The 22909-nt window shown below is 39.7% G+C and carries 27 protein-coding genes; 19 read left to right on the top strand and 8 right to left on the bottom strand.

What is annotated here, in order from left to right; genetic code table 11:
- Nucleotides 1-102: 102 nt before the first annotated feature.
- Nucleotides 103-2064, top strand: a complete 1962-nt coding sequence (locus IE339_RS16265; RefSeq protein ID WP_242169223.1) for a methyl-accepting chemotaxis protein — start codon at nucleotides 103-105, stop codon at nucleotides 2062-2064.
- A gap of 37 nt (nucleotides 2065-2101) precedes the next feature.
- On the opposite strand, the gene IE339_RS16260 is transcribed toward IE339_RS16265, so the two are convergent.
- The gene (locus IE339_RS16260; protein WP_242169221.1) at nucleotides 2102-3568 is read right to left on the bottom strand and encodes an MDR family MFS transporter; all 1467 of its coding nucleotides are present in this window, start codon (nucleotides 3566-3568) and stop codon (nucleotides 2102-2104) included.
- 455 nt (nucleotides 3569-4023) lie between these two features.
- Here IE339_RS16260 and IE339_RS16255 point away from each other — a divergent pair, with 455 nt between their 5' ends.
- A complete protein-coding gene (locus IE339_RS16255; protein ID WP_242169219.1) occupies nucleotides 4024-4329 on the top strand; it encodes a hypothetical protein in 306 nt (101 codons plus the stop codon).
- Here the strand turns inward: IE339_RS16255 and IE339_RS16250 are convergent.
- Together IE339_RS16250 and lexA are read right to left on the bottom strand one after the other, a co-directional pair.
- Entirely contained in the window at nucleotides 4322-5776 is a 1455-nt protein-coding gene (locus IE339_RS16250) for a magnesium transporter CorA family protein (protein ID WP_242169217.1), read from the bottom strand. The two genes, IE339_RS16255 and IE339_RS16250, sit on opposite strands and share 8 nt — an antisense overlap.
- Nucleotides 5777-5865: 89 nt before the next feature.
- Entirely contained in the window at nucleotides 5866-6489 is a 624-nt protein-coding gene (gene lexA, locus IE339_RS16245) for a transcriptional repressor LexA (protein WP_053401515.1), read from the bottom strand.
- Nucleotides 6490-6635: 146 nt separating this feature from the next.
- On the opposite strand from lexA, the gene yneA reads away from it, so the two are divergent.
- From yneA to IE339_RS16200, 9 genes are all read left to right on the top strand, one after another.
- Nucleotides 6636-6950, top strand: coding sequence for a cell division suppressor protein YneA (gene yneA / locus IE339_RS16240; protein ID WP_242169214.1), 315 nt, complete (start codon nucleotides 6636-6638; stop codon nucleotides 6948-6950).
- Nucleotides 6951-6973: 23 nt separating this feature from the next.
- Nucleotides 6974-7633, top strand: coding sequence for a YneB family resolvase-like protein (locus tag IE339_RS16235; protein ID WP_242169213.1), 660 nt, complete (start codon nucleotides 6974-6976; stop codon nucleotides 7631-7633).
- Nucleotides 7634-7684: 51 nt separating this feature from the next.
- On the top strand, nucleotides 7685-7918 hold the full coding sequence (locus IE339_RS16230) for a DUF896 domain-containing protein (RefSeq protein WP_242169210.1): 234 nt from the start codon (nucleotides 7685-7687) through the stop codon (nucleotides 7916-7918).
- 177 nt (nucleotides 7919-8095) lie between these two features.
- A complete protein-coding gene (gene tkt / locus IE339_RS16225; RefSeq protein WP_242169208.1) occupies nucleotides 8096-10102 on the top strand; it encodes a transketolase in 2007 nt (668 codons plus the stop codon).
- A 156-nt stretch (nucleotides 10103-10258) separates the two neighbouring features.
- Complete coding sequence (gene sirA, locus IE339_RS16220; protein WP_242169206.1) at nucleotides 10259-10702, top strand: sporulation inhibitor of replication protein SirA; 444 nt, start codon at nucleotides 10259-10261, stop codon at nucleotides 10700-10702.
- An 89-nt stretch (nucleotides 10703-10791) separates the two neighbouring features.
- Nucleotides 10792-11004 (top strand): YneF family protein, encoded by a 213-nt coding sequence (locus IE339_RS16215; RefSeq protein WP_053401509.1) that lies wholly within the window; start codon nucleotides 10792-10794, stop codon nucleotides 11002-11004.
- A gap of 258 nt (nucleotides 11005-11262) precedes the next feature.
- The gene (locus IE339_RS16210) at nucleotides 11263-11874 is read left to right on the top strand and encodes a DUF2845 domain-containing protein (protein WP_242169204.1); all 612 of its coding nucleotides are present in this window, start codon (nucleotides 11263-11265) and stop codon (nucleotides 11872-11874) included.
- Nucleotides 11875-12176: 302 nt separating this feature from the next.
- Nucleotides 12177-13925 (top strand): ABC transporter transmembrane domain-containing protein, encoded by a 1749-nt coding sequence (locus tag IE339_RS16205; RefSeq protein WP_242169202.1) that lies wholly within the window; start codon nucleotides 12177-12179, stop codon nucleotides 13923-13925.
- Between the two features lie 2 nt (nucleotides 13926-13927).
- Nucleotides 13928-15724, top strand: coding sequence for an ABC transporter ATP-binding protein (locus IE339_RS16200; RefSeq protein WP_242169200.1), 1797 nt, complete (start codon nucleotides 13928-13930; stop codon nucleotides 15722-15724).
- A 52-nt stretch (nucleotides 15725-15776) separates the two neighbouring features.
- On the opposite strand, the gene IE339_RS16195 is transcribed toward IE339_RS16200, so the two are convergent.
- Nucleotides 15777-15950 carry an aspartyl-phosphate phosphatase Spo0E family protein gene (locus IE339_RS16195; protein WP_083446517.1) on the bottom strand — a complete coding sequence of 58 codons (174 nt, stop codon included), beginning with the start codon at nucleotides 15948-15950 and terminating at the stop codon, nucleotides 15777-15779.
- Between the two features lie 125 nt (nucleotides 15951-16075).
- On the opposite strand from IE339_RS16195, the gene IE339_RS16190 reads away from it, so the two are divergent.
- The 4 genes from IE339_RS16190 to IE339_RS16175 all read left to right on the top strand — a co-directional run bounded on the left by IE339_RS16190 (nucleotide 16076) and on the right by IE339_RS16175 (nucleotide 18597).
- Nucleotides 16076-16783, top strand: coding sequence for a cytochrome c biogenesis CcdA family protein (locus IE339_RS16190; RefSeq protein ID WP_242176219.1), 708 nt, complete (start codon nucleotides 16076-16078; stop codon nucleotides 16781-16783).
- Nucleotides 16784-16910: 127 nt separating this feature from the next.
- Nucleotides 16911-17270 carry a response regulator gene (locus IE339_RS16185; RefSeq protein ID WP_277933915.1) on the top strand — a complete coding sequence of 120 codons (360 nt, stop codon included), beginning with the start codon at nucleotides 16911-16913 and terminating at the stop codon, nucleotides 17268-17270.
- A gap of 225 nt (nucleotides 17271-17495) precedes the next feature.
- On the top strand, nucleotides 17496-18023 hold the full coding sequence (locus tag IE339_RS16180; RefSeq protein WP_242169198.1) for a DUF2179 domain-containing protein: 528 nt from the start codon (nucleotides 17496-17498) through the stop codon (nucleotides 18021-18023).
- A gap of 91 nt (nucleotides 18024-18114) precedes the next feature.
- Nucleotides 18115-18597, top strand: coding sequence for a CcdC family protein (locus IE339_RS16175; protein ID WP_083446516.1), 483 nt, complete (start codon nucleotides 18115-18117; stop codon nucleotides 18595-18597).
- A gap of 56 nt (nucleotides 18598-18653) precedes the next feature.
- Here IE339_RS16175 and IE339_RS16170 read toward each other — a convergent pair whose 3' ends face one another.
- The gene (locus IE339_RS16170; RefSeq protein ID WP_053401462.1) at nucleotides 18654-19088 is read right to left on the bottom strand and encodes a DUF2621 domain-containing protein; all 435 of its coding nucleotides are present in this window, start codon (nucleotides 19086-19088) and stop codon (nucleotides 18654-18656) included.
- A gap of 150 nt (nucleotides 19089-19238) precedes the next feature.
- Between IE339_RS16170 and IE339_RS16165 the strand changes: the two genes are divergently transcribed.
- Nucleotides 19239-19604: a thiol-disulfide oxidoreductase DCC family protein gene (locus tag IE339_RS16165; protein ID WP_242169196.1), complete on the top strand. Its 366-nt coding sequence runs from the start codon at nucleotides 19239-19241 to the stop codon at nucleotides 19602-19604.
- Between the two features lie 47 nt (nucleotides 19605-19651).
- Here the strand turns inward: IE339_RS16165 and IE339_RS16160 are convergent, their stop codons facing one another.
- Entirely contained in the window at nucleotides 19652-19930 is a 279-nt protein-coding gene (locus IE339_RS16160; RefSeq protein WP_242169194.1) for a YesK family protein, read from the bottom strand.
- A 182-nt stretch (nucleotides 19931-20112) separates the two neighbouring features.
- Between IE339_RS16160 and IE339_RS16155 the strand changes: the two genes are divergently transcribed.
- Both IE339_RS16155 and IE339_RS16150 read left to right on the top strand, forming a co-directional pair.
- Complete coding sequence (locus IE339_RS16155) at nucleotides 20113-20439, top strand: YflT domain-containing protein (protein WP_242169192.1); 327 nt, start codon at nucleotides 20113-20115, stop codon at nucleotides 20437-20439.
- 173 nt (nucleotides 20440-20612) lie between these two features.
- The gene (locus IE339_RS16150) at nucleotides 20613-20780 is read left to right on the top strand and encodes a hypothetical protein (protein ID WP_242169190.1); all 168 of its coding nucleotides are present in this window, start codon (nucleotides 20613-20615) and stop codon (nucleotides 20778-20780) included.
- Between the two features lie 94 nt (nucleotides 20781-20874).
- Here the strand turns inward: IE339_RS16150 and IE339_RS16145 are convergent, their stop codons facing one another.
- The gene (locus IE339_RS16145) at nucleotides 20875-21096 is read right to left on the bottom strand and encodes a hypothetical protein (protein WP_242169188.1); all 222 of its coding nucleotides are present in this window, start codon (nucleotides 21094-21096) and stop codon (nucleotides 20875-20877) included.
- A gap of 164 nt (nucleotides 21097-21260) precedes the next feature.
- Here IE339_RS16145 and IE339_RS16140 point away from each other — a divergent pair, with 164 nt between their 5' ends.
- Complete coding sequence (locus IE339_RS16140) at nucleotides 21261-21758, top strand: metal-dependent hydrolase (protein ID WP_053401457.1); 498 nt, start codon at nucleotides 21261-21263, stop codon at nucleotides 21756-21758.
- Between the two features lie 24 nt (nucleotides 21759-21782).
- Here IE339_RS16140 and IE339_RS16135 read toward each other — a convergent pair whose 3' ends face one another.
- Complete coding sequence (locus tag IE339_RS16135; protein WP_242169186.1) at nucleotides 21783-22811, bottom strand: CapA family protein; 1029 nt, start codon at nucleotides 22809-22811, stop codon at nucleotides 21783-21785.
- Nucleotides 22812-22909 lie beyond the last annotated feature (98 nt).

Genomic DNA, 22909 nt, shown 5'->3' with positions numbered 1-22909 from the left:
CTATTAAACTTTCGGTAAAATATCCGAAAAATAGATTGTTATCTATACATAGTCTTAAAAATTTTAGATACATCGTACATCACATCTTAGGAGGATTTGCATTTGAAAAAAAAGTCATTAATAACAAAACTCGTTGCATCATTCAGCTTGATTTTACTCGTTCCCACTATTTTAATTGGCGTGCTCTCGTATGAAAGTTCTAAAAGTAAGCTCGAGACACAAATTGAATCAAGTGCGGACGAAAATGTTCAACTGCTTAGTCACTTATTAGATTCCATTTTGCAATCAAAAATGGAACAAGTGAATTTTTTAGCAAAAGAACTCGATCCTGCTATGTTCAAAGATCCGAACTACAAGGTTATACATACGAAATTAAAAAATATGCAAACGTCTATTACAGGGCTTGATATGGCGTACATTGGAACTGCATCAGGTGCTTTTATTAACGAACCTGTACGTGATATGCCAGCGGACTATGATCCGAGAGAGCGTCCGTGGTACAAGCAGGCGATGGATAACAAAGGAAAAACGATTACGACTCCTCCATATGTGGATGCTTCAAACGGAAACTATGTCATAACGGTGACACGTGCCCTTGATGATGGAAGTGCAGTTATCGGATTTGATATCGAAGTGGAGAACATCAAACAGACAATTTCGGCTGCGAAAATAGGTGAGAAAGGGTATCCCTTTGTAGCAGATGGAGATGGGAAAGTCGCGTTTCATCCTACGCTTAAGCCTGGTGAATCACTAGGTGATACCATTCAAAACCATTTGATGGGTACGTCTGAAGGTCAGTTCAACTATACGTTCGAAGGTACTCCAAAGCATATGGTATACGTGACCAATCCAACAACCGGCTGGAAAATCGGCGGCACGATGGATCAAAGTGAATCAAAAAAAGCAGCTTCCACCATTTTTAATATTACCTTTTGGGTTACGGCGATTGTCTTCATTCTAGGAACCTTTTTTAACTATTTTACAATTCGCTCCATTATTCGACCGTTAAGAAGAATGATTGCGGTTACGACAAAAGTGTCACAAGGTGATTTAACCGAAAAAATGAATGTAAAAGTGCAGGATGAAATAGGGCTTCTTGCTGGAAGCTTTAATCATATGATCGATTCATTACGAACGCTTTTAACGAAAATTAACGATTCATCACAGCAACTGGCTTCCTCGACAGAGCAGCTGTTAGCAAGCAGTGAGCAAACAGCTCACACGACGGAAGAGGTAACGACCGCTATCCAAGAAGTAGCAACAGGGGCTGAGGCGCAAATGACGAGTGCGGAAGAATCTGCGCGAGCGATGGAGGAAATCTCAACCGGTATTCAGCGTATTGCAGAAAGTTCTAGCGTTGTATCTGAGTCATCTCTTGGGGCAACAGAAACTGCCAAAGAGGGTGGCGATGTGATTCAAACCGCCATGGAACAAATGAAACTTATTCAAGCGTCCGCACAAGAAGGTGTTTCGATTGTGAAACTACTGGGCTCACATTCAAAAGAAATCGATGGAATTTTAGCGGTTATTACGCAAATCTCGGATCAAACGAACCTCCTCGCTCTAAATGCGGCCATTGAGGCAGCTCGTGCCGGAGAACATGGAAAAGGCTTTGCTGTTGTAGCAGATGAGGTTAGAAAGCTTGCCGAGCAGTCTAAAACATCAGCAACACAAATTGCAAGTCTTGTATCTACGATTCAAGGGGATACGATAAAAGCAGTAGCTATTATGGAAAAAGGCCAAAAAGAGGCAGAGTTTGGTTTCGAAGTGGTTAATAATGCAGGACAATCGTTCACAAAAATACTGCACTCGATTGAGGAAGTGACGATTCAATCTGAAAGCGTAGCCGCCATATCTCAGCAAATTTCAGCGGGCTCAGAAGAAATTACGGCCTCAGTAGAAGAGGTGGCAAGCATTGCAAGTGAAGCGGCAGCGACGACGAACGAAGTAGCAGCTTCTGCGGGAGGGCAGTTAGAAGCAATTCAAGAGATTACAACTTCTGTTCAAACGTTAAGTTCGCTTGCTTCAGAGCTTCAAAAAACAGTAGATGGATTTAAGATGTAATACAAAAAGCTCAGGGGAAATTCCCTGAGCTTTTCATTTAGGATGACTTACGCATTTCTGCTTGTGACGTTTCTTTGACTCGTATTAACAGCCAAGAAACTCCAAAGCTGAGCAGCGCTAGAATCATTGTTCCTCCGTAGATCGTGTGTACACCTGCTGATAAAATATCATGCAGCTGTGATAGCTGATTTTGTGGAACACCGTGAGCTTCAAAGGACGAATTAAGGTTAATATCAGCTGAGCCAACCTTTTTCGCTTCTGATAGTGTAACTAAATTAAAAATCGTTCCAAATACAGCCGAACCGAGCGTTTGGCTAAACGTGTTAGTGAACGTGTTGAGAGCGACGGCAACGCCACGTTTTTTCGCCGTTACAGACGCTTGGATAATGAGCATAAAAATAGGGGTGATAATCCCCATACCGAGACCCAATACGCCAACAGCCACATAAATTAAAAAGGCTGGTGAATGGCTAGATACGGAAAATAATACAACGGATGCGATGCTGACAATAGCTGTTCCGAGTGTAATGATCCAGTTGGCTTTTAATCGTCCAACAAGATGACCGGAAATAATGGCACCAAACGTCCAGCAAATTGGCATCGGCATTAAAACGAATCCTGCTGCCGTAGCGCTTTTCCCCATTACCCCCTGGCTCCAAATCGGTAAGTACACGGTGATACTAATCACAACAGCCCCGACCAATAAAGTAAGAATATTTACGATGAGCACGCTTTTATTCGCAAATAAGTTGAGCGGAATTAATGGCTCTGGTGATTTTTTTTCGATAAAGATAAAGCCGATATACGTTACAACGGCGACAGCAAAGAGGCCAATGATTAACGGGCTTCCCCAGTTTTGATTCTGACTTCCTGTAAGCAACGCGTATAAAAAGGCGATGGTTCCGATCGAGAACGTAACGGCTCCAATATAATCAATGTAGTGCTTTTCTTTCGTAACTTGCTCTTTGTAATTCGTTGCCAAAATAAAAAAGGCAATGAGTCCAAACGGAACGTTCAAAAAGAAAATATAGCGCCATGTTAAGGAGTCTACTAGAAACCCACCAAGAAGCGGTCCAATTACACCAGAAACTCCCCATACGGCACTGATCCAACCCTGTGCTTTTGCGCGATCCTTTGCCTCTGAGTAAAGGTCCCCGATAATAGTCATCGTAACAGGCATAACTGCACCTGCACCAATTCCTTGAATAGCGCGGTAAAAAATTAATTGTCCCATTGAAAATGCGAGTCCACATAGAACGGAACCGACTAAGAAAATAATAATACCCGTTAAAATAACTTTTTTACGTCCGAACAAATCGGCAAGCTTTCCGTAAATGGGCGTAGAAACCGCTGTTGCAAGCATATAGATTGCATACACCCAGCTCACTAATTCGATCCCTGATAAGTCACTTGTGATCCGCGGTACTGCTGTGCTGACAATCGTTCCTTCCATTGCTGCGAGTACCGTTACGAGCAGCAAGGCTCCCATGATTTTTTTTCTCATTGAAATAACTCCCCCTTTAGACCACAACTAAATATGTAAACATGCTCTTTGATCATGAACCATGAAGGGAATGACTCCTCACAGAACCTTGCAATTCACAATCATAGTAGGAGGCAAGCTATTCGGTGTATGTAACGAAGCTGCATCTTCTATTATTATCTGAGTTGCAAACGTATGACCAAAAAAACATTTTACCATTAAATGTTTAAAAAAAGTAGAGAGCGTTTCAAAAATATGAATTTCTCACTATTGTTTAATCGCTGTGAAATAATGAGTTGCAGCCAACGATGAATCACGGTCAGTCGCCCCTTGTAAAACAGCGAGGTGGCTTTCATATATCACTGTAGGTTTCTACTTACGCCGCGTAAGAATCAAAACGTCATCGATGATAAGAAGGACATGTCGTTTTTGAGAAGAATTAACCGCTAAACGATCGTTTAAGAGGAGGATTTTTCATGATAACTGATTTGCAAACAACGACGGTTTTATTGAAAGAATTTGTGTTCAGTGATTGGGAGTATGTACATACATATGCAGCACGTGAAGAGGTTTGCCGTTATCAAACGTGGGGACCAAACACGAAAGAAGATTCCAAGCAGTTTGTTCAGCAAATACTAGCTGATAACGAAGAAGAAAATCGGATTTTAAGAGAAAATCTATTTATTTGTGATGGATGGCGAGCTTCATCACTCTACGCGATTTTACGAAAGGAATGGATTGAAAAGGGAAGTCTTGTTGAACGAAAGAACTTCCCTACATGAATTGATTGCCTTTCATCCATCTTGTGAGGAGCTTAATTACGGCTGCGATTCCCATCCCTAGACCAATGAAAATCCCTGAAATGGCGATAAGGAGCGAAATGTATTCAAAAAATGAATAATGAAGCATTCGGTGCCAATGGATACTACCTTTCCAATCGTCGATCACCAAGTTCATTCCGTAAATCCCCGAAATAACGGTATAAATCGTCATAATAAATAACAGGTAGTTGTGGCGCTTATCGATTAACTTCTCCTGATTTTGGTACAGGCTCAACAGCGTTTCTTTTACTTCCATATAAATGGAATCAATATGAAACACTTCTTTGAATTTTTCAGCAAACTCTTGGCCCTCCGTACGAGAGCTAATTTCTGAAAAGAGGTACTTAGCCGAAAACACAGAGATGGAACTAATGAGTCCTTCAATTTCATCTTCGTCCTTTTGAAATCGAAGCAATGAATGTTCATAGGAAAGCTTTAAGAGAACAACTTTGTAATAAAAGTGAAGCAACAGGTTGTAATAATGTTGCCCCAACATCCCGCTTGCTAGCACTTCTTCTTGATCGTCCTTTTCATGTGTGAGACAGCAAAAAACGTGGTCGCTCGTAACGTAATATGTGTGCGGAGCCCAGCGGTCATACACTTGTTTTTCATTCATTTTTTCAATGTAGGAAGGGTTCGTCGCAGCGACATGGATTCTTCCTCTCTCATCATAACCATTTACATTTCCTACGCGGTACAGATGAACATCATTAATGGATTCAAAATCCTTCACTGAGATGTAGCCTATTACGTACATCCGTTCATCAACAAAATAAGGAAGGCTACCAAAATACGCAGCGTCTTCTACTGCACGCTCATCAACAAACGATACGAGAAACGGACAGAGATGATAAAAGATCAGCTCTTGAACTTTTTCATACACTCGGTCGTCGACACAAACCTTTGAGCCTTTTTGTTCAGCTAGCTTTGGTTCAAGCACCCGAAAGTGATTCATAAAGTCGAGGGTATCTGTTAAAACCATCTTCTCTTTTGTTTGCTGAACACGAATGTTAATCATGCCGATGTGGTAAGGACAAATGAAAATATCAAGAGACAAAATTTCAAAAGGAATAGGATCATTGCGTGTTTCAAGAATACCCGTACACTGAAGAGATTTTGAAAAGCGATGGAAACCATCTGATTCGTGTGCGGATGGAAACAGGATTTGTTCTATGTAGGGCAAAAAATATTGATCCAAATCAAAGTGTGAAACGTGGTGGTGAGGTCCATAAAATTGTGTTTCAAGGCTTTGATCTTTCAGTGAAAAGTGCGTATAGTGCTCCTCTTTCAACCGTTCCATGAGGTGCTTTCTACGCTCTTTTTTAAATGAAAAAGGGAAGATAAATTGAGTAATGGATTTTTCGATCTCAATCTCTTTACTGTAATCCTCCTCATGTACCGGGCACATCTTCACTCCCCCTTGTGTGAATTTTATCCTTATAGACTACCCAAAGAGAGGGAAAAAAAAACAGGAGCCGAGACATCTCGGCTTCTGTTTTAGTGGATGGAGCGATAAACGCCAATTACTTTTCCTAAAATGGAAACGTTTCGCAAAATAATCGGCTCCATCGTAGAATTTTCAGGCTGTAAGCGAATGTAGTTTTGTTCTTTAAAGAAACGTTTGACTGTCGCCTCGTTTTCTTCTGTCATCGCAACGACAATGTCGCCGTTGTTAGCGGTTTGTTGCTGACGAACAATGACCATATCACCATTCAAAATACCAGCTTCAATCATACTGTTCCCCATAATTTCAAGCATGAACACATGCTCATCAGGTGACACATATTTATCTGGTAAAGGGAAGTACTCTTCCACATTTTCAATGGCTGTAATGGGTTGTCCAGCTGTTACTTTACCAATAACGGGAACATTTACAACATTGCTTTGTGGAATTTTTGTTGCTTCATCTAAGTCCAAAATTTCAATCGCGCGCGGTTTGGTCGGATCTCTGCGAATAAGCCCTTTGCTTTCTAATCGTGCAAGGTGTCCGTGTACAGTTGAGCTAGACGCTAGTCCCACAGCTTCACCGATCTCACGCACAGAGGGTGGATAACCTTTTGAACGCACTTCTTCTTTTATAAAATTCAATATGTCCTGTTGACGTTTCGAAAGTTTTGTCAAGCTAAACACCTCTTTTCTACCTCTTATTAGGTAAAATTATATCACGTCACTTCATAATATACAAACATAAGTTCGAAAAAAACCGTTGACTTGAAACGTATGTTCGAATTAGAATAAGAACATATATTCTTGTTGGGGTGATGAATTTGAAGAAACATTTGCAATCTATTAAGTTTTATTCATTCTTCTTTATCTTTATAGCTTTATTCACATATACGGTTACGGCCGCTGCGGGTGAGACAAACATAGAAAAATACGCTACAATTACCGTGTCCTCTGGTGATTCTTTATGGGGGTTATCCCGCCAATATAAGGACTATCATAAAATGTCTTCAACAGACTTTATTGAGTGGGTATGTTCAAATAATCAATTAAAGGGCGACACCATTCACCCAGGAGACAAAATACATATTCCTGTGTTGAAAAAGAAAATACCAGCTTCTGTTGTGCTGGCTGAATAAGAACGTCGAAAGTAGTGAGGTATGTGAAAGCTATTATTTATTGCCGCGTCAGTACGGAAAAGCAGGCGCAGGAAACATCATTGCAAAGGCAACAAGAAGAATTGCTGCAACTGGCAGCCGAATACAATTTTGAGATCGTAAAAGTTATTCAAGAAAAAGCAAGCGGTTATGACATTGATCGTGAAGGAATCAATGAACTCATTCACTTAATCAGTGAGGAAAAGGTAGAAGTATTACTCGTTCAAGATGAGACGAGAATGGGAAGAGGACATGCAAAGATTGCTCTTCTTCACTGGCTCTTACAGCAAAACGTTCAGATTTATACAATTAGCCATCAAGGCAAGCTCCAGCTTTCGGAATCTGATTCCATGGTGCTTGAGATCATTAGTATTGTCGAGGAATATCAGCGGAAAATTCATAACATGAAAATTAAGCGAGGGATGAAGCGTGCAGTGGAGCGTGGCTATCGACCAGAAAAGAATTTGAAAAATCTGCATGTTAACTCAGGAAGAGACAAAATAGAAGTGCCGATCGAGGAGATTGTCAGACTGCGTCAAAACAAATTGACCTTTGCCGATATTGCGGCTACATTAAGAGGATTTGGTTATGATGTATCAAAAGCAACCGTTCACCGTCGCTATCAAGACCACGTAAATTCTCAGGGCGATGACTTGCCAAAATAATCGCGTCTATAGTAAGATGGCTACACAATCCACATGAAGGAGTAGTCAGTTATGCTTTCACAAGATAAAATTGCCCGCATTAACTTGCTAGCGAATAAGGCTAAAGGTGAAGGGTTAACACCTGCTGAAGCAAAAGAGCAAAAAAAGCTGCGTGAAGAATATATTAAGTCATTCCGTAAGTCGATGACGAACTCACTGCATTCCGTGAAGGTCGTTGATCCAAACGGGAATGACGTAACGCCTAAAAAATTAAAAGAGAGTCAAAAGAGACGCAATATGCATTGATTTTGACTAAAAATGAGGATGGTTCCGTAAAAAATACTTTGCAGGAGTCATCCTTATTTGTATAATTTCTTTCTTTTTCACAAAAAATGTGTGAGTGAACTATTGTACAAATTTAAGAAACACGAGTATGATAAGAAATGTATCCTATACATAGCTATTTCGAAAGGAATGAATTACATGTTAGATCGTATCGAAGATTTATCAATTGCTACTATCCGTACTTTATCAATTGATGCAATTGAGAAAGCAAATTCAGGTCACCCTGGTTTACCAATGGGTGCAGCACCAATGACTTATGCACTTTGGACAAAGGTAATGAATCACAGCCCAAAAAATCCAAACTGGTTTAACCGCGACCGCTTTGTTTTATCTGCAGGTCATGGTTCAGCATTACTATATAGCATGCTTCATTTAGCTGGCTACGGCTTACCAATGGAAGAACTTAAGAACTTCCGTCAATGGGGAAGCAAAACTCCAGGACATCCAGAATTCGGTCATACTGTAGGGGTTGAAGCAACAACAGGTCCATTAGGACAAGGTGTTGCAATGGCTGTTGGTATGGCAATGGCAGAGCGTCATTTAGCAGCAAAATTCAACAAAGATAACTATGATGTAGTAAATCATTTCACATATTCTTTATGTGGAGATGGGGACTTAATGGAAGGGGTTTCTGCAGAAGCAGCGTCTTTAGCAGCGCATCTTAAATTAGGTCGTTTAGTTGTTCTTTATGATTCAAATGATATTTCTCTTGATGGAGATTTAGATCGTTCATTCTCTGAAAGCGTAGAAGGTCGTTTCAAAGCATACGGATGGCAATATGTTCGTGTTGAAAACGGTAATGACGTAGAAGAAATTGAAAAAGCTTTAGCGGAAGCAAAATCAGATCTTGATCGCCCAACAATTATTGAAGTGAAAACTGTTATCGGATTTGGTTCTCCAAACCGTGCAGGTACATCTTCTGTACACGGTGCACCACTGGGATCAGAAGAATCTAAATTAACAAAAGATGCTTACAGCTGGACGTTTGAAGAAGATTTCCACGTGCCAAACGAAGTGTATGATCATTTCAACAAAGTGATTGTTGAAGCAGGTCAACAAAAAGAGCAAGAATGGAATGACCTATTCGCTCAATATAAAGAAGCTCATCCAGAGCTTGCAAGTGAATTTGAAGCAGCGATCAAAGGGGAACTTCCAGAAGGTTGGGAAAAACAACTTCCAACTTATGAAGAAGGGTCTTCAACAGCGACTCGTGCTTCATCTGGTGAAGTATTAAACGCTGTAGCGAAAGCTGTTCCACAAATCTTTGGTGGTTCTGCTGACTTAGCTGGTTCAAACAAAACGAATCTTAAAGATGCAGGGGACTTCACAGCTGAAGACTTCAGTGGTCGTAACATTTGGTTCGGTGTACGTGAATTCGCAATGGGTGCTGCGATGAATGGTATTGCTCTTCATGGTGGTGCAAAAATATTCGGTGGTACGTTCTTCGTATTCTCTGACTACCTACGTCCTGCAATTCGCTTAGCTGCTCTAATGCAACTACCTGTAACATATGTATTCACGCATGACAGTATTGCGGTTGGGGAAGATGGTCCAACTCATGAACCAATCGAGCAATTACCATCATTACGTGCAATGCCTGGCTTATCAGTAGTACGTCCTGCTGATGCTAACGAAACAGCAGCTGCTTGGAGACTAGCGGTTGAATCAACTGACCGTCCAACAGCGCTTGTGTTAACTCGTCAAAACTTACCTACACTTCCTGGTACGGATAAAAATGCGTACGAAGGCGTGAAAAAAGGTGCTTATGTTGTATCGAAAGCAAGCAAAGAACAAGCGGATGTATTATTACTTGCATCTGGTTCTGAAGTAAGCTTAGCAGTAGACGCTCAAAAAGAACTTGAAAAAGACGGCATTGCTGCTGCAGTAGTAAGTATGCCAGCTTGGGATCGTTTCGAAGAGCAATCTGCTGAATACAAAGAGTCCGTTCTTCCAAAATCAGTGAAAAAACGTTTTGCTATGGAAGTAGCAGCACCATTCGGTTGGGAGCGTTACACTGGTGATGAAGGCGAAGTATTAGGCATTAACCACTTCGGTGCTTCAGCTCCTGGGGACTTAATCATGAAAGAATTTGGCTTCACAACTGAAAATGTAGTAGCTCGCGTAAAAGCTTTATTAAACAAATAAGCAGCGCCGGCTCATAAATAAAAGGTGACTGAGAAGATTTCTTCTCAGCCACCTTTTTTTATTTCGACAAAATTAGTGGTTATCTGTTCCATAAATAGACAATCATTTTAAGGTGCTCGTTTTATAATGGGTACTAAGAACGTATAAGGGGGCTATATGATGAGAAAATACGATATTTATTTAATCGAAAAAGAAGTAGCGAATCACTACTATCAGCGTGCAGGGCTTATTTTTCAATTGTTCAAAGATTTTCAGCAGCCTTCCCATATACAATATGATGAGCTAAAAAAACAGGTAGAGTATATTACGAAACCTCTTCCAATAGAAGAACTAGAAGATGCAATAGAGTCTGCTTTTTTGCATACAACGGCTTTTTTCAAAGGGGAAAAACAGTACAAGCTATCCATTTTAAAAACACAGAGCCGTGCGAGAATTAAAATGTATGATCGGCTTATTTCTCTTGAAGGCATTGGGGGAGTAGATGCGGAAACCGCTTTTTTCGAAGTGCTACGTAAGTTAAACCCTTATTTTTTGGCCATGGATTTCACAAAAGGACAATATGGTTGGCTCACGCCTATTAAAACAAAAAAATTCATATAAATATTGCAGAAATTAAGAAGTAAATATTGTATAATAACTCTTGGTTTAGTACACTGTAAGGTAGACAACACGAAGGAGGAAATAGTTTTATGTGGTTAGATATTTTAATTGGTGTTCTAGCTCTGCTTGTTGGAATAGCGCTAGGATTCTTCATTGCACGTAAATACATGATGAGCTATTTAAAGAAAAACCCGCCTATTAATGAACAAATGCTAAAAATGATGATGATGCAAATGGGAATGAAACCTTCTCAAAAGAAAATCAATCAAATGATGAAAGCAATGAGCAATCAAATCAAATAAGAGCAGCTAATGCGTCAAGCATTGTAACGATATAACGCCATTATCATTGTTTATAATGGCATATACATATTTGATCAAGTAAAGCTTTCGCTATTCATATGATTTTCATCCGAAATAGACTACGTTTTCTGTGGATAAAACAGAGAGGGTAGTCTTTTTTTGTATTTTCTTGCTTTTTTAACGATATTTACATTATTTGTAAAGAAGATATCGTAGAATATAAAGAGACAGGTTAATAGTTGATGAGGAGGAGATGTTTTGAAAAAGCTTTTATATACAGTAGTCTTAGCATCCATTCTTGGAGCTTGTTCCTATGAAACAGAGGGAGCAAACGCAGATAAAGTAGAGAGTAAAGTAGAGAGTGATGAGCATATCCTATCAAAAGAAGAGAGTCGATATGTAGAGCTTATTAAAAAGGGTGAATATCAGACGGTTATTGCCGAGTGTGAAAAGTTAAATGATGAAAATCACCAAACATTTCGTAATATCGCAACAGCGTTTAAAACATATAACGAATTTAAAGATGACCATTTTAGTAACCATACAGGTGAACTAAATTATAATGCCATTCGAATATACCTGAATAGCGCCACATTCATACCAGCAGAATTAACGGGAGATATTAACGAATTACGACGGGGTGTAAATAAAAAACTTAGCTTTTATGAAACCAATGCAAAAAAAAATAAGAACAAGAAAGTAGAGATTGGAATGACTAAGAAAGAAGTACTCGATCGTTGGGGAAGACCAGACGTCATTCATAGTAAGAGTGAGATCAATGGAAAGGGCGAAGCGTGGACCTACTTTCAGGGCATTATCTCGTTTAAAGGCGAAACCGTAGAGTCAGTGAGAGAATTTAGAGGACTATAGGTCACGTCTATATACGAGGAGGGGGTTGGCTGATTAATGTCGTTCTTCGATGCGATGGATCAGTGAACCAAAAAATCGTGAAACAAAAAGCAATGTAAAGCATATAGACAAAAAGGAAGATATAGGGTATATTTTTCATGTTAGCAGAGGCTATGTGCGCGTTTTACGTCACAAAAAACAGCGTGTACGCTAACCTACATACGGTGCAACGACTAAGGCACTCTTACACTTTGGGGGTGTCTTTTCTTGTAGTGACAATAAACAGAATATTTTTAAAAGAAAAACAAAAGTGAGGTCACAAAATGAAAATATTCAAGAATTTATGGTGGTTTTTTAAGCAGGAGAAGCGCTCCTATTTGATGGGTATTTTGCTGTTGGGATTTGTCGCTTTGCTTCAACTTGTCCCACCTAAAATGATCGGGTATGTCGTAGATGACATGCAACGAGATGTACTTACAGGTAAGCGGCTTGTCGTAATGATGGCGATTCTACTCGTCGTAGCGCTGCTGTGCTATGTAACTCGTTATTTCTGGCGCATTATGATCTTTGGATCATCGATTAAACTAGCGCGTCAGCTTCGTAACAATTTGTACAGTCATTTCACAAAAATGTCGCCGTCCTTTTATCAGCGAAAGCGTATCGGGGACTTAATGGCACACGCCACAAATGATCTTCAAGCGATTCAGCAAACAGCAGGCTCAGGCGTGCTCACACTCGTTGACTCCCTTACGACAGGGGGCTTTGTGCTCATCATGATGGCGACAACAATTAGCTGGAAGCTCACGTTAATTAGCTTAATTCCGATGCCGTTTATGGCGCTGTCGACAAGCTATTACGGATCACTTTTACATAAGCGATTTCATAAAGCACAGCAAGCATTCTCAAGCTTAAATGACAAAGTGCAAGAAAGCGTGAGCGGAGTGAAAGTAATCAAAACCTTCGGCGAAGAAAAAGAAGACGTTGAGGAATTCATTCAGTCGTCAAAAGACGTTGTGAAAAAGAACATGGCCGTTGCAAAAATTGATGCGCTCTTTGACCCAACCATTTCGTTAATTGTCGGCTTCTCCTTTATTTTATCGATTGTTTTTGGATCACGTATGGTCATTCATAATGAGTTAACAATTGGAGACCTAGTTGCCTTTACGACTTACTTAGGGCTGTTGATTTGGCCAATGCTTGCCTTTGGGTGGCTGTTTAATATTGTGGAAAGAGGAAGCGCATCTTATGACCGAGTCGCTTCGTTACTAAGTGAAAAAGAAGACATTATTGAGGTGAAAGAAGCGCTCACAGAGCCCCCACAAGGCGATTTAGAAGTAAACATTCAGTCGTTTTCATATCCTCAATACGAGAAAAAGGTATTAGCAGATATTCAGTTTTCTCTGCGAAAAGGACAGACGCTCGGGATCGTTGGGAAAACAGGGGCAGGAAAAACAACCCTTTTAAAGCTTTTAATTCGAGAATTTGATCAATACGAAGGAAGCATTCAGTTTGGTAAGGGCGAGTTAAAAAACTATACGTTACACGCTCTCCGTTCTTCCATCGGCTATGTGCCGCAAGATCATTTTTTATTCTCGGCAACGGTCGGGGAAAACATTGCGTTTGCTATGCCGTACGCAACGCAGGAAGAAATTGAAGAAGCGGCTTCTATTGCGAACGTTCATAGGGACATTCAAGATTTCACGGAAGGCTATCATACGGTTGTAGGGGAGCGAGGGGTTTCGCTTTCAGGTGGACAAAAGCAAAGACTCTCGATCGCACGAGCACTCCTATTAAATCCTGAATTGCTTATTTTAGACGATTCGTTATCAGCGGTAGATGCGCGAACAGAAGAAAATATTTTAGCATCGCTTCGTGAAAATCGCCAGTCAAAAACAACGATCATCACAACTCATCGACTGAGTGCCGTAGCACATGCAGACTTAATACTTGTGTTAGAAGAAGGGCGCATTGCACAGATGGGCACACATGAATGGTTAACCAAGCAGAAGGGCTGGTACAAAGACATGTACGAACGTCAGCAACTAGAAAGTTTAGTGGAGTTAGGAGGGTAATAATGGACGTAAATCAGCATATGACAGGAAAAGAACAGCGAACGGTTTTAAAGCGTCTTTTGAGCTACACGGTTCCCTATAAAAAGCAGTTCATTCTAACTTTTTTTCTACTACTAATTGTTACAGTGGCGGATATATTAGGGCCCATTATTGTGAAAGTGTTTATCGACGACTATTTAACACCTCGGTACATGCCAACAAATCCCTTACTATTACTTGGAATTGCGTATTTGGGGCTGCATATCATTAAGGTCGTCATTCAATATTTTCAGCTGCTTCGATTTCAGGAGCTTGCGCTAAATATTATTCAAAAGCTTCGAATTGATGTTTTTTCAAAGGTCCATAAGCTTGGATTAAAGTATTTCGATCAAACGCCTACCGGAAGCATTGTCTCCCGCATTACGAATGATACGGAATCGATTAAAGATATGTTTGTGGAAGTTATTGTTTCCTTTATTCAAAATGGTGTTATGCTCGTGGGGATTTTTATTGCGATGTTTATTTTAAATGTAAAGCTTGCTGCATTTTGCTTAGTGCTGCTACCCGCTTTGTATTTGTTAATGAAGATTTATCGCAAAGTGAGCTCCGTTTTTTATCAGCAAATGAGGGAAAAACTCAGTCAGCTGAACGCCTCATTAAATGAATCTCTTCAAGGAATGGCGATTGTGCAAGTATTCCGTCAAGAAGATCGAATGAAAAAAGAGTTTGCCAAAATTAATGAAGAACACTACGAAGCAGGATTAAAAAACATTAAGCTTGATGGTTTGTTGCTTCGCCCTGCTGTAGATGTCATTTATATTGTGTCTCTGATGATCGTCCTTAGCTACTTCGGCATCTCGTCGTTTGGAAACGTTGTTGAAATTGGCGTTTTATATGCGTTTATTAATTACCTAGATCGATTTTTTGAACCCATTAACCAGCTAATGATGCGACTTTCATTATTTCAGCAGGCGATTGTTTCTGCCTCACGCGTGTTTGCTCTCCTTGATGATAACACGTATGCTCCGTCTAGTAGTCATAAGGAAACAAACAAGGTGACGGAGGGCGAAATTCGCTTTGAGAACGTAACATTTTCCTATGATGGAAAGCGAGATGTGTTAAAAAATATTTCGTTTACCGCCAAACCTGGCGAAACTGTTGCATTAGTAGGGCACACCGGAAGCGGAAAAAGTTCCATTATTAATCTATTAATGCATTTTTATCACCTTGAAAAAGGCAACATTCTTCTTGATGGGGTTCCAATTCGAGAATATACAAACGATGAGCTTAGAAGAAAAGTAGGGCTTGTTCTCCAAGATCCGTTTTTGTTCGCCAACGATATTAAGCACAATATTGCTCTTCATAATCAAAGTATTACGATAGATCAAGTAAAGGAAGCGGCGAAGTTTGTTCAGGCCGATGCATTTATTGAACGATTTGAGGATCAATATGATGAAAAAGTCGTAGAGCGTGGAGCCACTCTCTCAAGTGGTCAGCGCCAGCTAGTGGCCTTTGCAAGAACCATTGTACGCGACCCGAAAGTGTTGGTGCTAGATGAAGCAACGGCGAATATTGATACGGAAACAGAAGAAGCCATCCAATTAGCGCTTGAGCGTATGAGAAAGGGACGTACAACTATTGCGATTGCTCATCGCTTATCTACTATTCAAAATGCTGACCTTATTTTGGTTCTTCATAAAGGCGAAATTGTCGAGCGCGGAACGCATCAAGAGTTGTTGAGTTTAAAAGGGCTCTATTACAAGATGTATCTGCTGCAAAACGGATTATCGTACGAAGAAAATAATCAAGAGGGCGCATAATTTTTCATAGAAGAAGATGGAAAATTATGATAAACTAAAAAAGACAACCTCTTTATGAGAGGTTGTTTAATTTGCTTGTATAAGTTTGATCATATAAATTCAACAGGTGATCAAGCTCTTGACTATACTGGACAGTTAATGCAGAGGTAAGTCCCTTGATTTTTACAATATGTACTAACTCTTCGCGCTTTTTCTCAATTTGAAGTAGAATGTCTTGTTTGTGCACTGCTACGGTCCTTTCTTCACCTATCTTTTTCCTAATTATACTAGATTATGGAACTTTTTAAAAGCAAAAGGACATGAAATGATTCATTGATAATAAAATGATTATGAAGGGAAGTGCAGATGAGAATGGCAGATTTGAACTTGGTCATTGCAGTAGGTGGAGGATTTTTATCCTTTATTTCTCCTTGTTGTTTACCACTATATCCTGCTTTTTTATCGTATATTACGGGCATGAGCGTAAACGATCTAAAAGAAGAGAACGGCATGTTAAAAAGGAAAAGCATGCTTCATACGTTGTTCTTCCTAATCGGATTTTCCATCATTTTCGTGGCACTCGGTTTTGGAAGCTCCTTTGTCGGCAAGATATTTCAAAATTATGACGGCTTAATTCGTCAATTGGGAGCCATTTTAATCATCTTTTTTGGGCTTGTAGTAGTCGGTATTTTTAAGCCATCTTTCCTTATGAAAGATCGCAGATTATCCTTTACGCAACGTCCAAGTGGTTTCTTAGGCTCCATCGTAATTGGCATGGCTTTTGCAGCCGGCTGGATGCCTTGTACAGGCCCTATTCTTGCGTCTGTTATTGCTCTTTCTGCTATTCATCCAGGCTCAGGCATGACCTATATGATTGCCTACGCGCTAGGGTTTGCAATTCCGTTTTTTATTCTATCATTTTTCATTGGTCATTTAAAATGGATTAAACGTAACAGCGCTCTTTTTGTAAAAGGAGGGGGTTATCTCATGGTCGCAATGGGAATTGTTCTTTACTTCGACTGGATGACAAAAATTATTGCGTATTCTTCTAGCTTATTAGGTGGATTTAGAGGTTTTTAAAACAATATAGTAAAATAGCATTGAAAAAACTGTGTAAAATTGGTAAAGTGAAATTTAGTTGAAAAATGAAATAATTCCTAATACAAAAATGACTATATGGTTTGTTTCAATGAACGGAGGATTTAGAGTGGCGAAGGTATTAATAGTAGATGATGCTCGGTTTATGAGAAAAACGCTAACAGCAATCCTAGAAAATTCTCACTATGAAGTAGTAGGTGAGGCTGAAAATGGGCGTCAAGCGGTTGAAATGTATCGGGAATTACAGCCTGATCTCGTAATGATGGATATTACGATGCCAGAAATGAGCGGGATGGAAGCGCTGCGGATTATAAAAAAAGAATTTTCAGATTCAAAAGTGATCATGTGTTCAGCGATGGGCCAACAGAAGATGGTCGTGGATGCGATTGAAGCGGGGGCAAAGGACTTCATTGTAAAACCGTTTGATGAATCACGCGTAATTGATGCAGTGAGTAGAGTGCTCGCTTAGAGCGGGTAATTTTAAAATAGAACAGGGAGAAAAGGAGCTATAAAGTGACTGCTCTTTTTTTTGTTTTCATTTAAAATTCACTCTTTAAACAACGAAATGGTAGTGATAAAATGAAAACATTGTGTAGGGATAAACGGTTACTTGAGGTACAACGTTCTCATCAACTGGTTTGATCTATGCTCGGTTGACCGCTTAGGCGGAAGAAAATCATAAGGGGTGTAAAGAGTGAAGGACATCTTACTAATCTTGCTACTTCAACTTATTTATGTGCCTGTCTTAACTTTACGTACCATTTTCTTAGTGAAAGGCATGAGCACTTATGCGTCACTATTTGGTGTGATTGAGTCCCTCATTTATGTCTTTGGATTGTCCATTGTGTTTTCTGGAGAACAAAGCGTTGTACAAATGGTTGTATACGCAGTAGGATTTGGACTAGGTATTGTTGTAGGAAGCTTTATTGAGCGAAAATTAGCGATTGGATTTACGACATTTATGGTAAATCTCCCTGCTAAAAATGAAAGCTTAATTGCCGAACTTCGTCAAGAAGGATTTGGAGTAACTGTTTTCCACGGTGAAGGAAGAGATAGCATTCGCTATCAGCTAGAGATTTTAACAAAGAGAAACAGAGAAGATGATCTGTTTCGAATCATTGAAGATCACGAACCAAGAGCATTCATTATTTCGTATGAACCGCGTAAATTTAAAGGTGGTTTCTTGCTGAAGACATTAAAAAAAGCAAAGAAAACATCGTAAATCATTAGAAAACGGTCGTCCGTGTTTTCTTTTCTCCTTTTTTGGCTTATAATAGAAATACTGAAGATTATGTAGAAAAGGAAGGATTACCGTGATTGTTGCTTCAACTTTAGTTGCGCTTGCGATGGCAATGCTTGTGTTAATGGTGCGTGTGAAGGCATCGAAAAAGCCGACAAATGCGAAAAAAATTATTTTACCACCGTTCTTTATGAGTACAGGTGCGTTAATGTTCATTTTCCCATATTTTCGCGTAACCGGTACAGAATTCTTGGAAGCGATTCTGTTGGGTATGTTCTTTTCTATCTTTTTAATCAAAACGTCAAAGTTCGAGATAAAAGATGATCAAGTATATTTGAAGCGCTCAAAGGCTTTTGTCTTCATTTTAATTGCCTTAGTCGCAATTCGTACAGCGCTCAAACTATACTTTAGTCAAACGATTGAGGTAGGAGCGCTTGGTGGGATGTTTTGGATTCTAGCCTTCGGAATGATTGTACCGTGGCGCGTAGCGATGTATATCTCATACAAACGTATTTCCAAGCAAATTCCAACGCGTCCAATCGATCAAACCGTCTAAAAAGAAGCCTGATATCAGGCTTCTTTTTAGTTTGCTTCAAGTTACGCGATGTTTATTCACGAGCTTTTAAACAAGTGTTGATATGGGGTGACGGAAATTTTCTTTTCTTGCAGCGTTTTTAATAAAAATTTGTGGTCGCGCTTTGGTGTTGCTACGATATATCCTCTCACAATTAAATCTTCAGTAATGGCGTTTGCTTGTTCTTGAAGCGCAAGCTCACCAATTTTACCCGCAATTTTTTGTTTGGCTACATCTCGAAAAAGTTCAGGAACCGGCTTGACCAAATCTTCAAGAAGCTGTTTTTGTGGCGAACTCCACAAATGCAATGTTTCGCGAATGTAATGTTCCTCCCAGTCAATAATGGATTTTCCATCCTCTTTAGGAAGCCGCTTTAAAAACTTTCGAAACATAAAGAATCCGCCGATGGCAAACATACTAATAAGGAACACAATCCAAAATAGAATAAACCATAAAAACCATCCAGTTAGCATGAGTTCACCTCAACTTTGTTCATTTATACATTTATTGTAACGAAATGGAAGTGTAATGAAAAGACTGTATTTTTAGAAAACATTATATTGTTTACGATAAGAAAAAGAGTGTAAATAAACAAAAAGGATCTAACGATGGGGAGTGATTGAATGAAACATATTATTTTTTATGATGCGCAGTGTCCGCTTTGCGCCAATGTTAAAAAAGTGTTAATCAAACTCGATTGGTTTCAGCGACTCGAATGGGTTCCTGTACAAAAGGCAGAAGATGAGGCGCAATATCATTATTTGAAAGAGCGAGATGTGTATGATCGTATCCACATGATGTCGGCTTCTGGCAGGCTTTATGCAGGCTTCTACTCGGTCCGCCGAATTTTACGTGCGCTTCCAGCTACGGCACTGTTTGGCTGGTTGCTGTATATTCCAAAAGTGGATCGCTTGGGAGTACCGCTCTATAACTGGATTTCAGCAAACCGTCATGACTGGTTTGGAAGATATGCAGCACCTGTTTACTAAAATACTGAATAACAAAAAGGATCGTTCATCATTGAACGATCCTTTTTTTACTGACGCGAAGCAGGTTTTACCTGTATGCGGCTAACCATGATTCCTACAGCGCTAAAGATCATTAAAAATAGGCCAATAAAGCTATAGGAAGAACCCTCAAAGCCTCGAATAAATGCGATACCAACATAAAAGAAAACAATTCCTGTTAACATGAGTACGAAGCTAGGCAATAAAAGTAGCCATGTACGCACCCGTCTCTTTCGGAGCCATATAGACAAAACAATAACGAGTAGACCGAGAGGAAGGGACACAAGCAATGGAGCACCAACCATCATATTTCCAACACCTCTTTATTTCTTTTATTTATAACGTAACATAATTTCTAATATATGTAAAAAAAGAAGAGGGGAGCTAAAAAATAAATGCTTTTCTTATAAAAAATGTTTTAAAACTAACGATAGGGGCTATATACCAAATAAGAAATTGATAGCAAGTTAAATCAGAGGAGGAATTTATAATGGTAGATGTAAAAGTCGTTGAAAATGGTGTACAAGCAAAAGAAATCGTGGAGACATTAATACGAAATGGTTTTACAACGGATGAAATTTATCTGCTCGCACACGATAAAAACCGCTCCAAGGATTTAGCTGATGCGATCGATACAAACAACATCGGATTAAAAGAACAAGGGGTAGGAAGTGCACTAGCAAATGTTTTCCGCTCACGTGGTGATGAACTTCGTTCGAAAATGACTTCACTAGGACTATCACAACCAGAAGCTGAGCGATATGAGGAAGAGCTAGACAGAGGGAAAGTAATTGTCATCGCGTCTAAGGTAGCTTAAGCGTTGCGGACATAAAGAAAGAGACTCCAACTAGAGTCTCTTTCTTTATGTATGAAGGAGCACTCGTAACAGCTCATCCGTAACCAAAAACTCTATTTATCGCTCTCGCCAGGAGTTTTTTTCTATATGCGGTTGTGCTACTATTAAGAAAAAAGCTTATTTGGAGGCACGACATGTTTGTATACATCACGATGCTAGGATTTTTAGGGTTGCTGATCTACGCTAGTACATTTGCTTATTCGGTTATAAAACGAGATGAAAACCGGAAGCGAAATGGAAAAGGCGCATTAATTAGTTTTGCTATTATGATCGTCGGTATAGTCGGCGCACAGTTTTCATAAATTTTTTAAAGAGAAGGCATAGCGCCTTCTTTTTTTATGGACTAAACGCCATCCTAAATGACCGTAACCACAGCAATTGAACATTCCTTTACCTCTATAGAGGGAGTTCATTCCGCTCAAACGCAGCTTGAAACACTTTATACTGATAATAGAACGCTTCAAATGACATCTCTTCTATCGCCTCGATTTGTTCTAGGAAGGTACGCATCGTTCGACGGCTCATTGTATGATGAAGACCGGAAAGTTCTAAAGGATAAGATAGGTGAAAAGATATCCCATACTCACTAAACAATTCTTCAACTTCAGCTATTTTCATCTTAATCTACCTCTTTTCATTAAAACCTCCTCATCAGTATGGACAAAGGTTCATCAGTTTATAGTAGATAAGCCGAAAAATTCTTTGACACAGTGACAAACTTCACTTATAGTAGAGAGGAACTTTATGGGAACATATGTACTTTAAGGAAGGCAGGAGCAGGTTTGAGATATCAGACACATATTATTACATCCGTTGCGGCGGGAGCCTATTTAACGACTGTCACCGATGCTCCTTTTACGTTTACATTTGTAGGAGGAATCATAGTAGGAAGCCTTATTCCTGATATTGATGAGCCTAATTCGTATATTGGCAGGCGTTCGTTTGGGATTGCAAAGCTCATTAAAAAAGCATTTGGTCATCGAGGATTAACTCATTCTCTTCTTGCTTGGATGTGCTTTAGTTTAATTTACTATTTCTACCCTAATCATTTTACATATGGTCTTTGTGCTGGCTATTTGTTTCATATAGCAGGGGACTTTTTCTCAAAGCGCGGTGTGCCGTTATTTTCGCCGATTTGGAAAAAGAAGTTCAAATTTCTTATCACTTATGAAACAGGTAAGATCGGTGAAAAATTAATCATGCTAGCAGCTATTTTCGCTATCGGATATCTTGTGTACACCAATCAGCTTTACACACAGCTTTTTGTACAAGCACCATAAAAAAAGCCCCAGTCTGGGGCTTTTTTATTTTTGCGTCACGATGCCAGAAGCACTAACGGACGCATTGTATGATAGTCGATTAAGCTTAGAGAGGATGGTTTTATTATAAGCTGCATTCATTAACGTTGGTTTTCCGTTGATAATCTTAGCGGGAATAATTTGTGGATAGGTTTTTCCGCCTGTAATCTTTAGCTTTACAATCATGGTTTCGGCCCCTTTTGGACTTTTAGAGGGGGTGAATACAAAGTTTCCTAGACTATAAAAAATAGGGACCTGTTTGTAATACTCCATTCCCATCAACGTGTGACTGTGACTGCCAATGACTGCATCTACACCTTGATCCACGAGCTGTTTTCCTAACGACCGGGCGTAGGCTTCTGGATAATCCGTACTTTCCTTATTCCAATGAATCATGACGACCGTGTAATCAGAATTTCGTACAGCTTGTTTTACATAGCTCATTAATGTACTTGTTTGATAGGCGCTTGCGATTCCAGGCTTGGTTTTTCCAGAGAACCAGCTAGCGTCAGGAAGGACACGGCTGACCGCCAAAATTGCAATTTTCTTTCCTTTTACCGTTTTATAATAAGCTTTAAACGCCTCTTGCTCATTTTTCCCGCCGCCGCTGTGCCCAATTCCATAGCGATTTAAGTATGTTATCGTATCGTATAATCCTTGCAGACCATAATCCATCGTATGATTGTTTGCGATACTAACCATATCAAAGCCGTTATTTTTCAAGCCTTGAAGCGTTGCTGGCTTGGAACGAAACGTAAATTGTTTGGCTTGTGCGCTTCCTCGTGTTGTAACGGCCGTTTCTAAGTTTCCGGCGGTTAGATCTGTGCTTTTTAAAATAGATCCCACGCTTGTGAACGGGTAGTTAACACCGTATTTGGTCACTTGTTCGCCTACATTTCTATCCAATAAGATATCTCCAGTAAACGACATCGTAATGGCAGGTGCTGTAGCAGCTTCAATGCTAGGAGTGATCGTGCCGAGCGGTATGAATAGAGCGACAATTATTCCCGCTGTTTTTAATGCATGTTTGAACATTTTTCTTCCTCCAACCAGTAAAATAACTGCTTTACTAGTAATCTAGTAAAAGCAGCCATTCATATTATAGGCGAGAGCGATGGAAAAGTTAAGAAAAA

It is taken from the genome of Priestia koreensis (assembly GCF_022646885.1).
In the GTDB taxonomy this organism is placed as follows: Bacteria; Bacillota; Bacilli; order Bacillales; family Bacillaceae_H; genus Bacillus_AG; species Bacillus_AG koreensis_A.
The sequence above is the reverse complement of the archived record's forward strand: the minus strand, read 5'-3'. Positions and strand labels throughout refer to the sequence as shown.

Excerpts from the sequence above, each read along its gene's own strand:
- IE339_RS16260 (WP_242169221.1), bottom strand. The coding sequence starts at position 3,568 with ATGAGAAAAAAAATCATGGGAGCCTTGCTGCTCGTAACGGTACTCGCA.
- IE339_RS16255 (WP_242169219.1), top strand. The coding sequence starts at position 4,024 with ATGATAACTGATTTGCAAACAACGACGGTTTTATTGAAAGAATTTGTG.
- IE339_RS16250 (WP_242169217.1), bottom strand. The coding sequence starts at position 5,776 with ATGTGCCCGGTACATGAGGAGGATTACAGTAAAGAGATTGAGATCGAA.
- IE339_RS16230 (WP_242169210.1), top strand. The coding sequence starts at position 7,685 with ATGCTTTCACAAGATAAAATTGCCCGCATTAACTTGCTAGCGAATAAG.
- tkt (WP_242169208.1), top strand. The coding sequence starts at position 8,096 with ATGTTAGATCGTATCGAAGATTTATCAATTGCTACTATCCGTACTTTA.
- sirA (WP_242169206.1), top strand. The coding sequence starts at position 10,259 with ATGATGAGAAAATACGATATTTATTTAATCGAAAAAGAAGTAGCGAAT.
- IE339_RS16215 (WP_053401509.1), top strand. The coding sequence starts at position 10,792 with ATGTGGTTAGATATTTTAATTGGTGTTCTAGCTCTGCTTGTTGGAATA.
- IE339_RS16205 (WP_242169202.1), top strand. The coding sequence starts at position 12,177 with ATGAAAATATTCAAGAATTTATGGTGGTTTTTTAAGCAGGAGAAGCGC.
- IE339_RS16200 (WP_242169200.1), top strand. The coding sequence starts at position 13,928 with ATGGACGTAAATCAGCATATGACAGGAAAAGAACAGCGAACGGTTTTA.
- IE339_RS16190 (WP_242176219.1), top strand. The coding sequence starts at position 16,076 with ATGGCAGATTTGAACTTGGTCATTGCAGTAGGTGGAGGATTTTTATCC.
- IE339_RS16170 (WP_053401462.1), bottom strand. The coding sequence starts at position 19,088 with ATGCTAACTGGATGGTTTTTATGGTTTATTCTATTTTGGATTGTGTTC.
- IE339_RS16165 (WP_242169196.1), top strand. The coding sequence starts at position 19,239 with ATGAAACATATTATTTTTTATGATGCGCAGTGTCCGCTTTGCGCCAAT.
- IE339_RS16160 (WP_242169194.1), bottom strand. The coding sequence starts at position 19,930 with ATGATGGTTGGTGCTCCATTGCTTGTGTCCCTTCCTCTCGGTCTACTC.
- IE339_RS16155 (WP_242169192.1), top strand. The coding sequence starts at position 20,113 with ATGGTAGATGTAAAAGTCGTTGAAAATGGTGTACAAGCAAAAGAAATC.
- IE339_RS16150 (WP_242169190.1), top strand. The coding sequence starts at position 20,613 with ATGTTTGTATACATCACGATGCTAGGATTTTTAGGGTTGCTGATCTAC.
- IE339_RS16145 (WP_242169188.1), bottom strand. The coding sequence starts at position 21,096 with ATGAAAATAGCTGAAGTTGAAGAATTGTTTAGTGAGTATGGGATATCT.
- IE339_RS16135 (WP_242169186.1), bottom strand. The coding sequence starts at position 22,811 with ATGTTCAAACATGCATTAAAAACAGCGGGAATAATTGTCGCTCTATTC.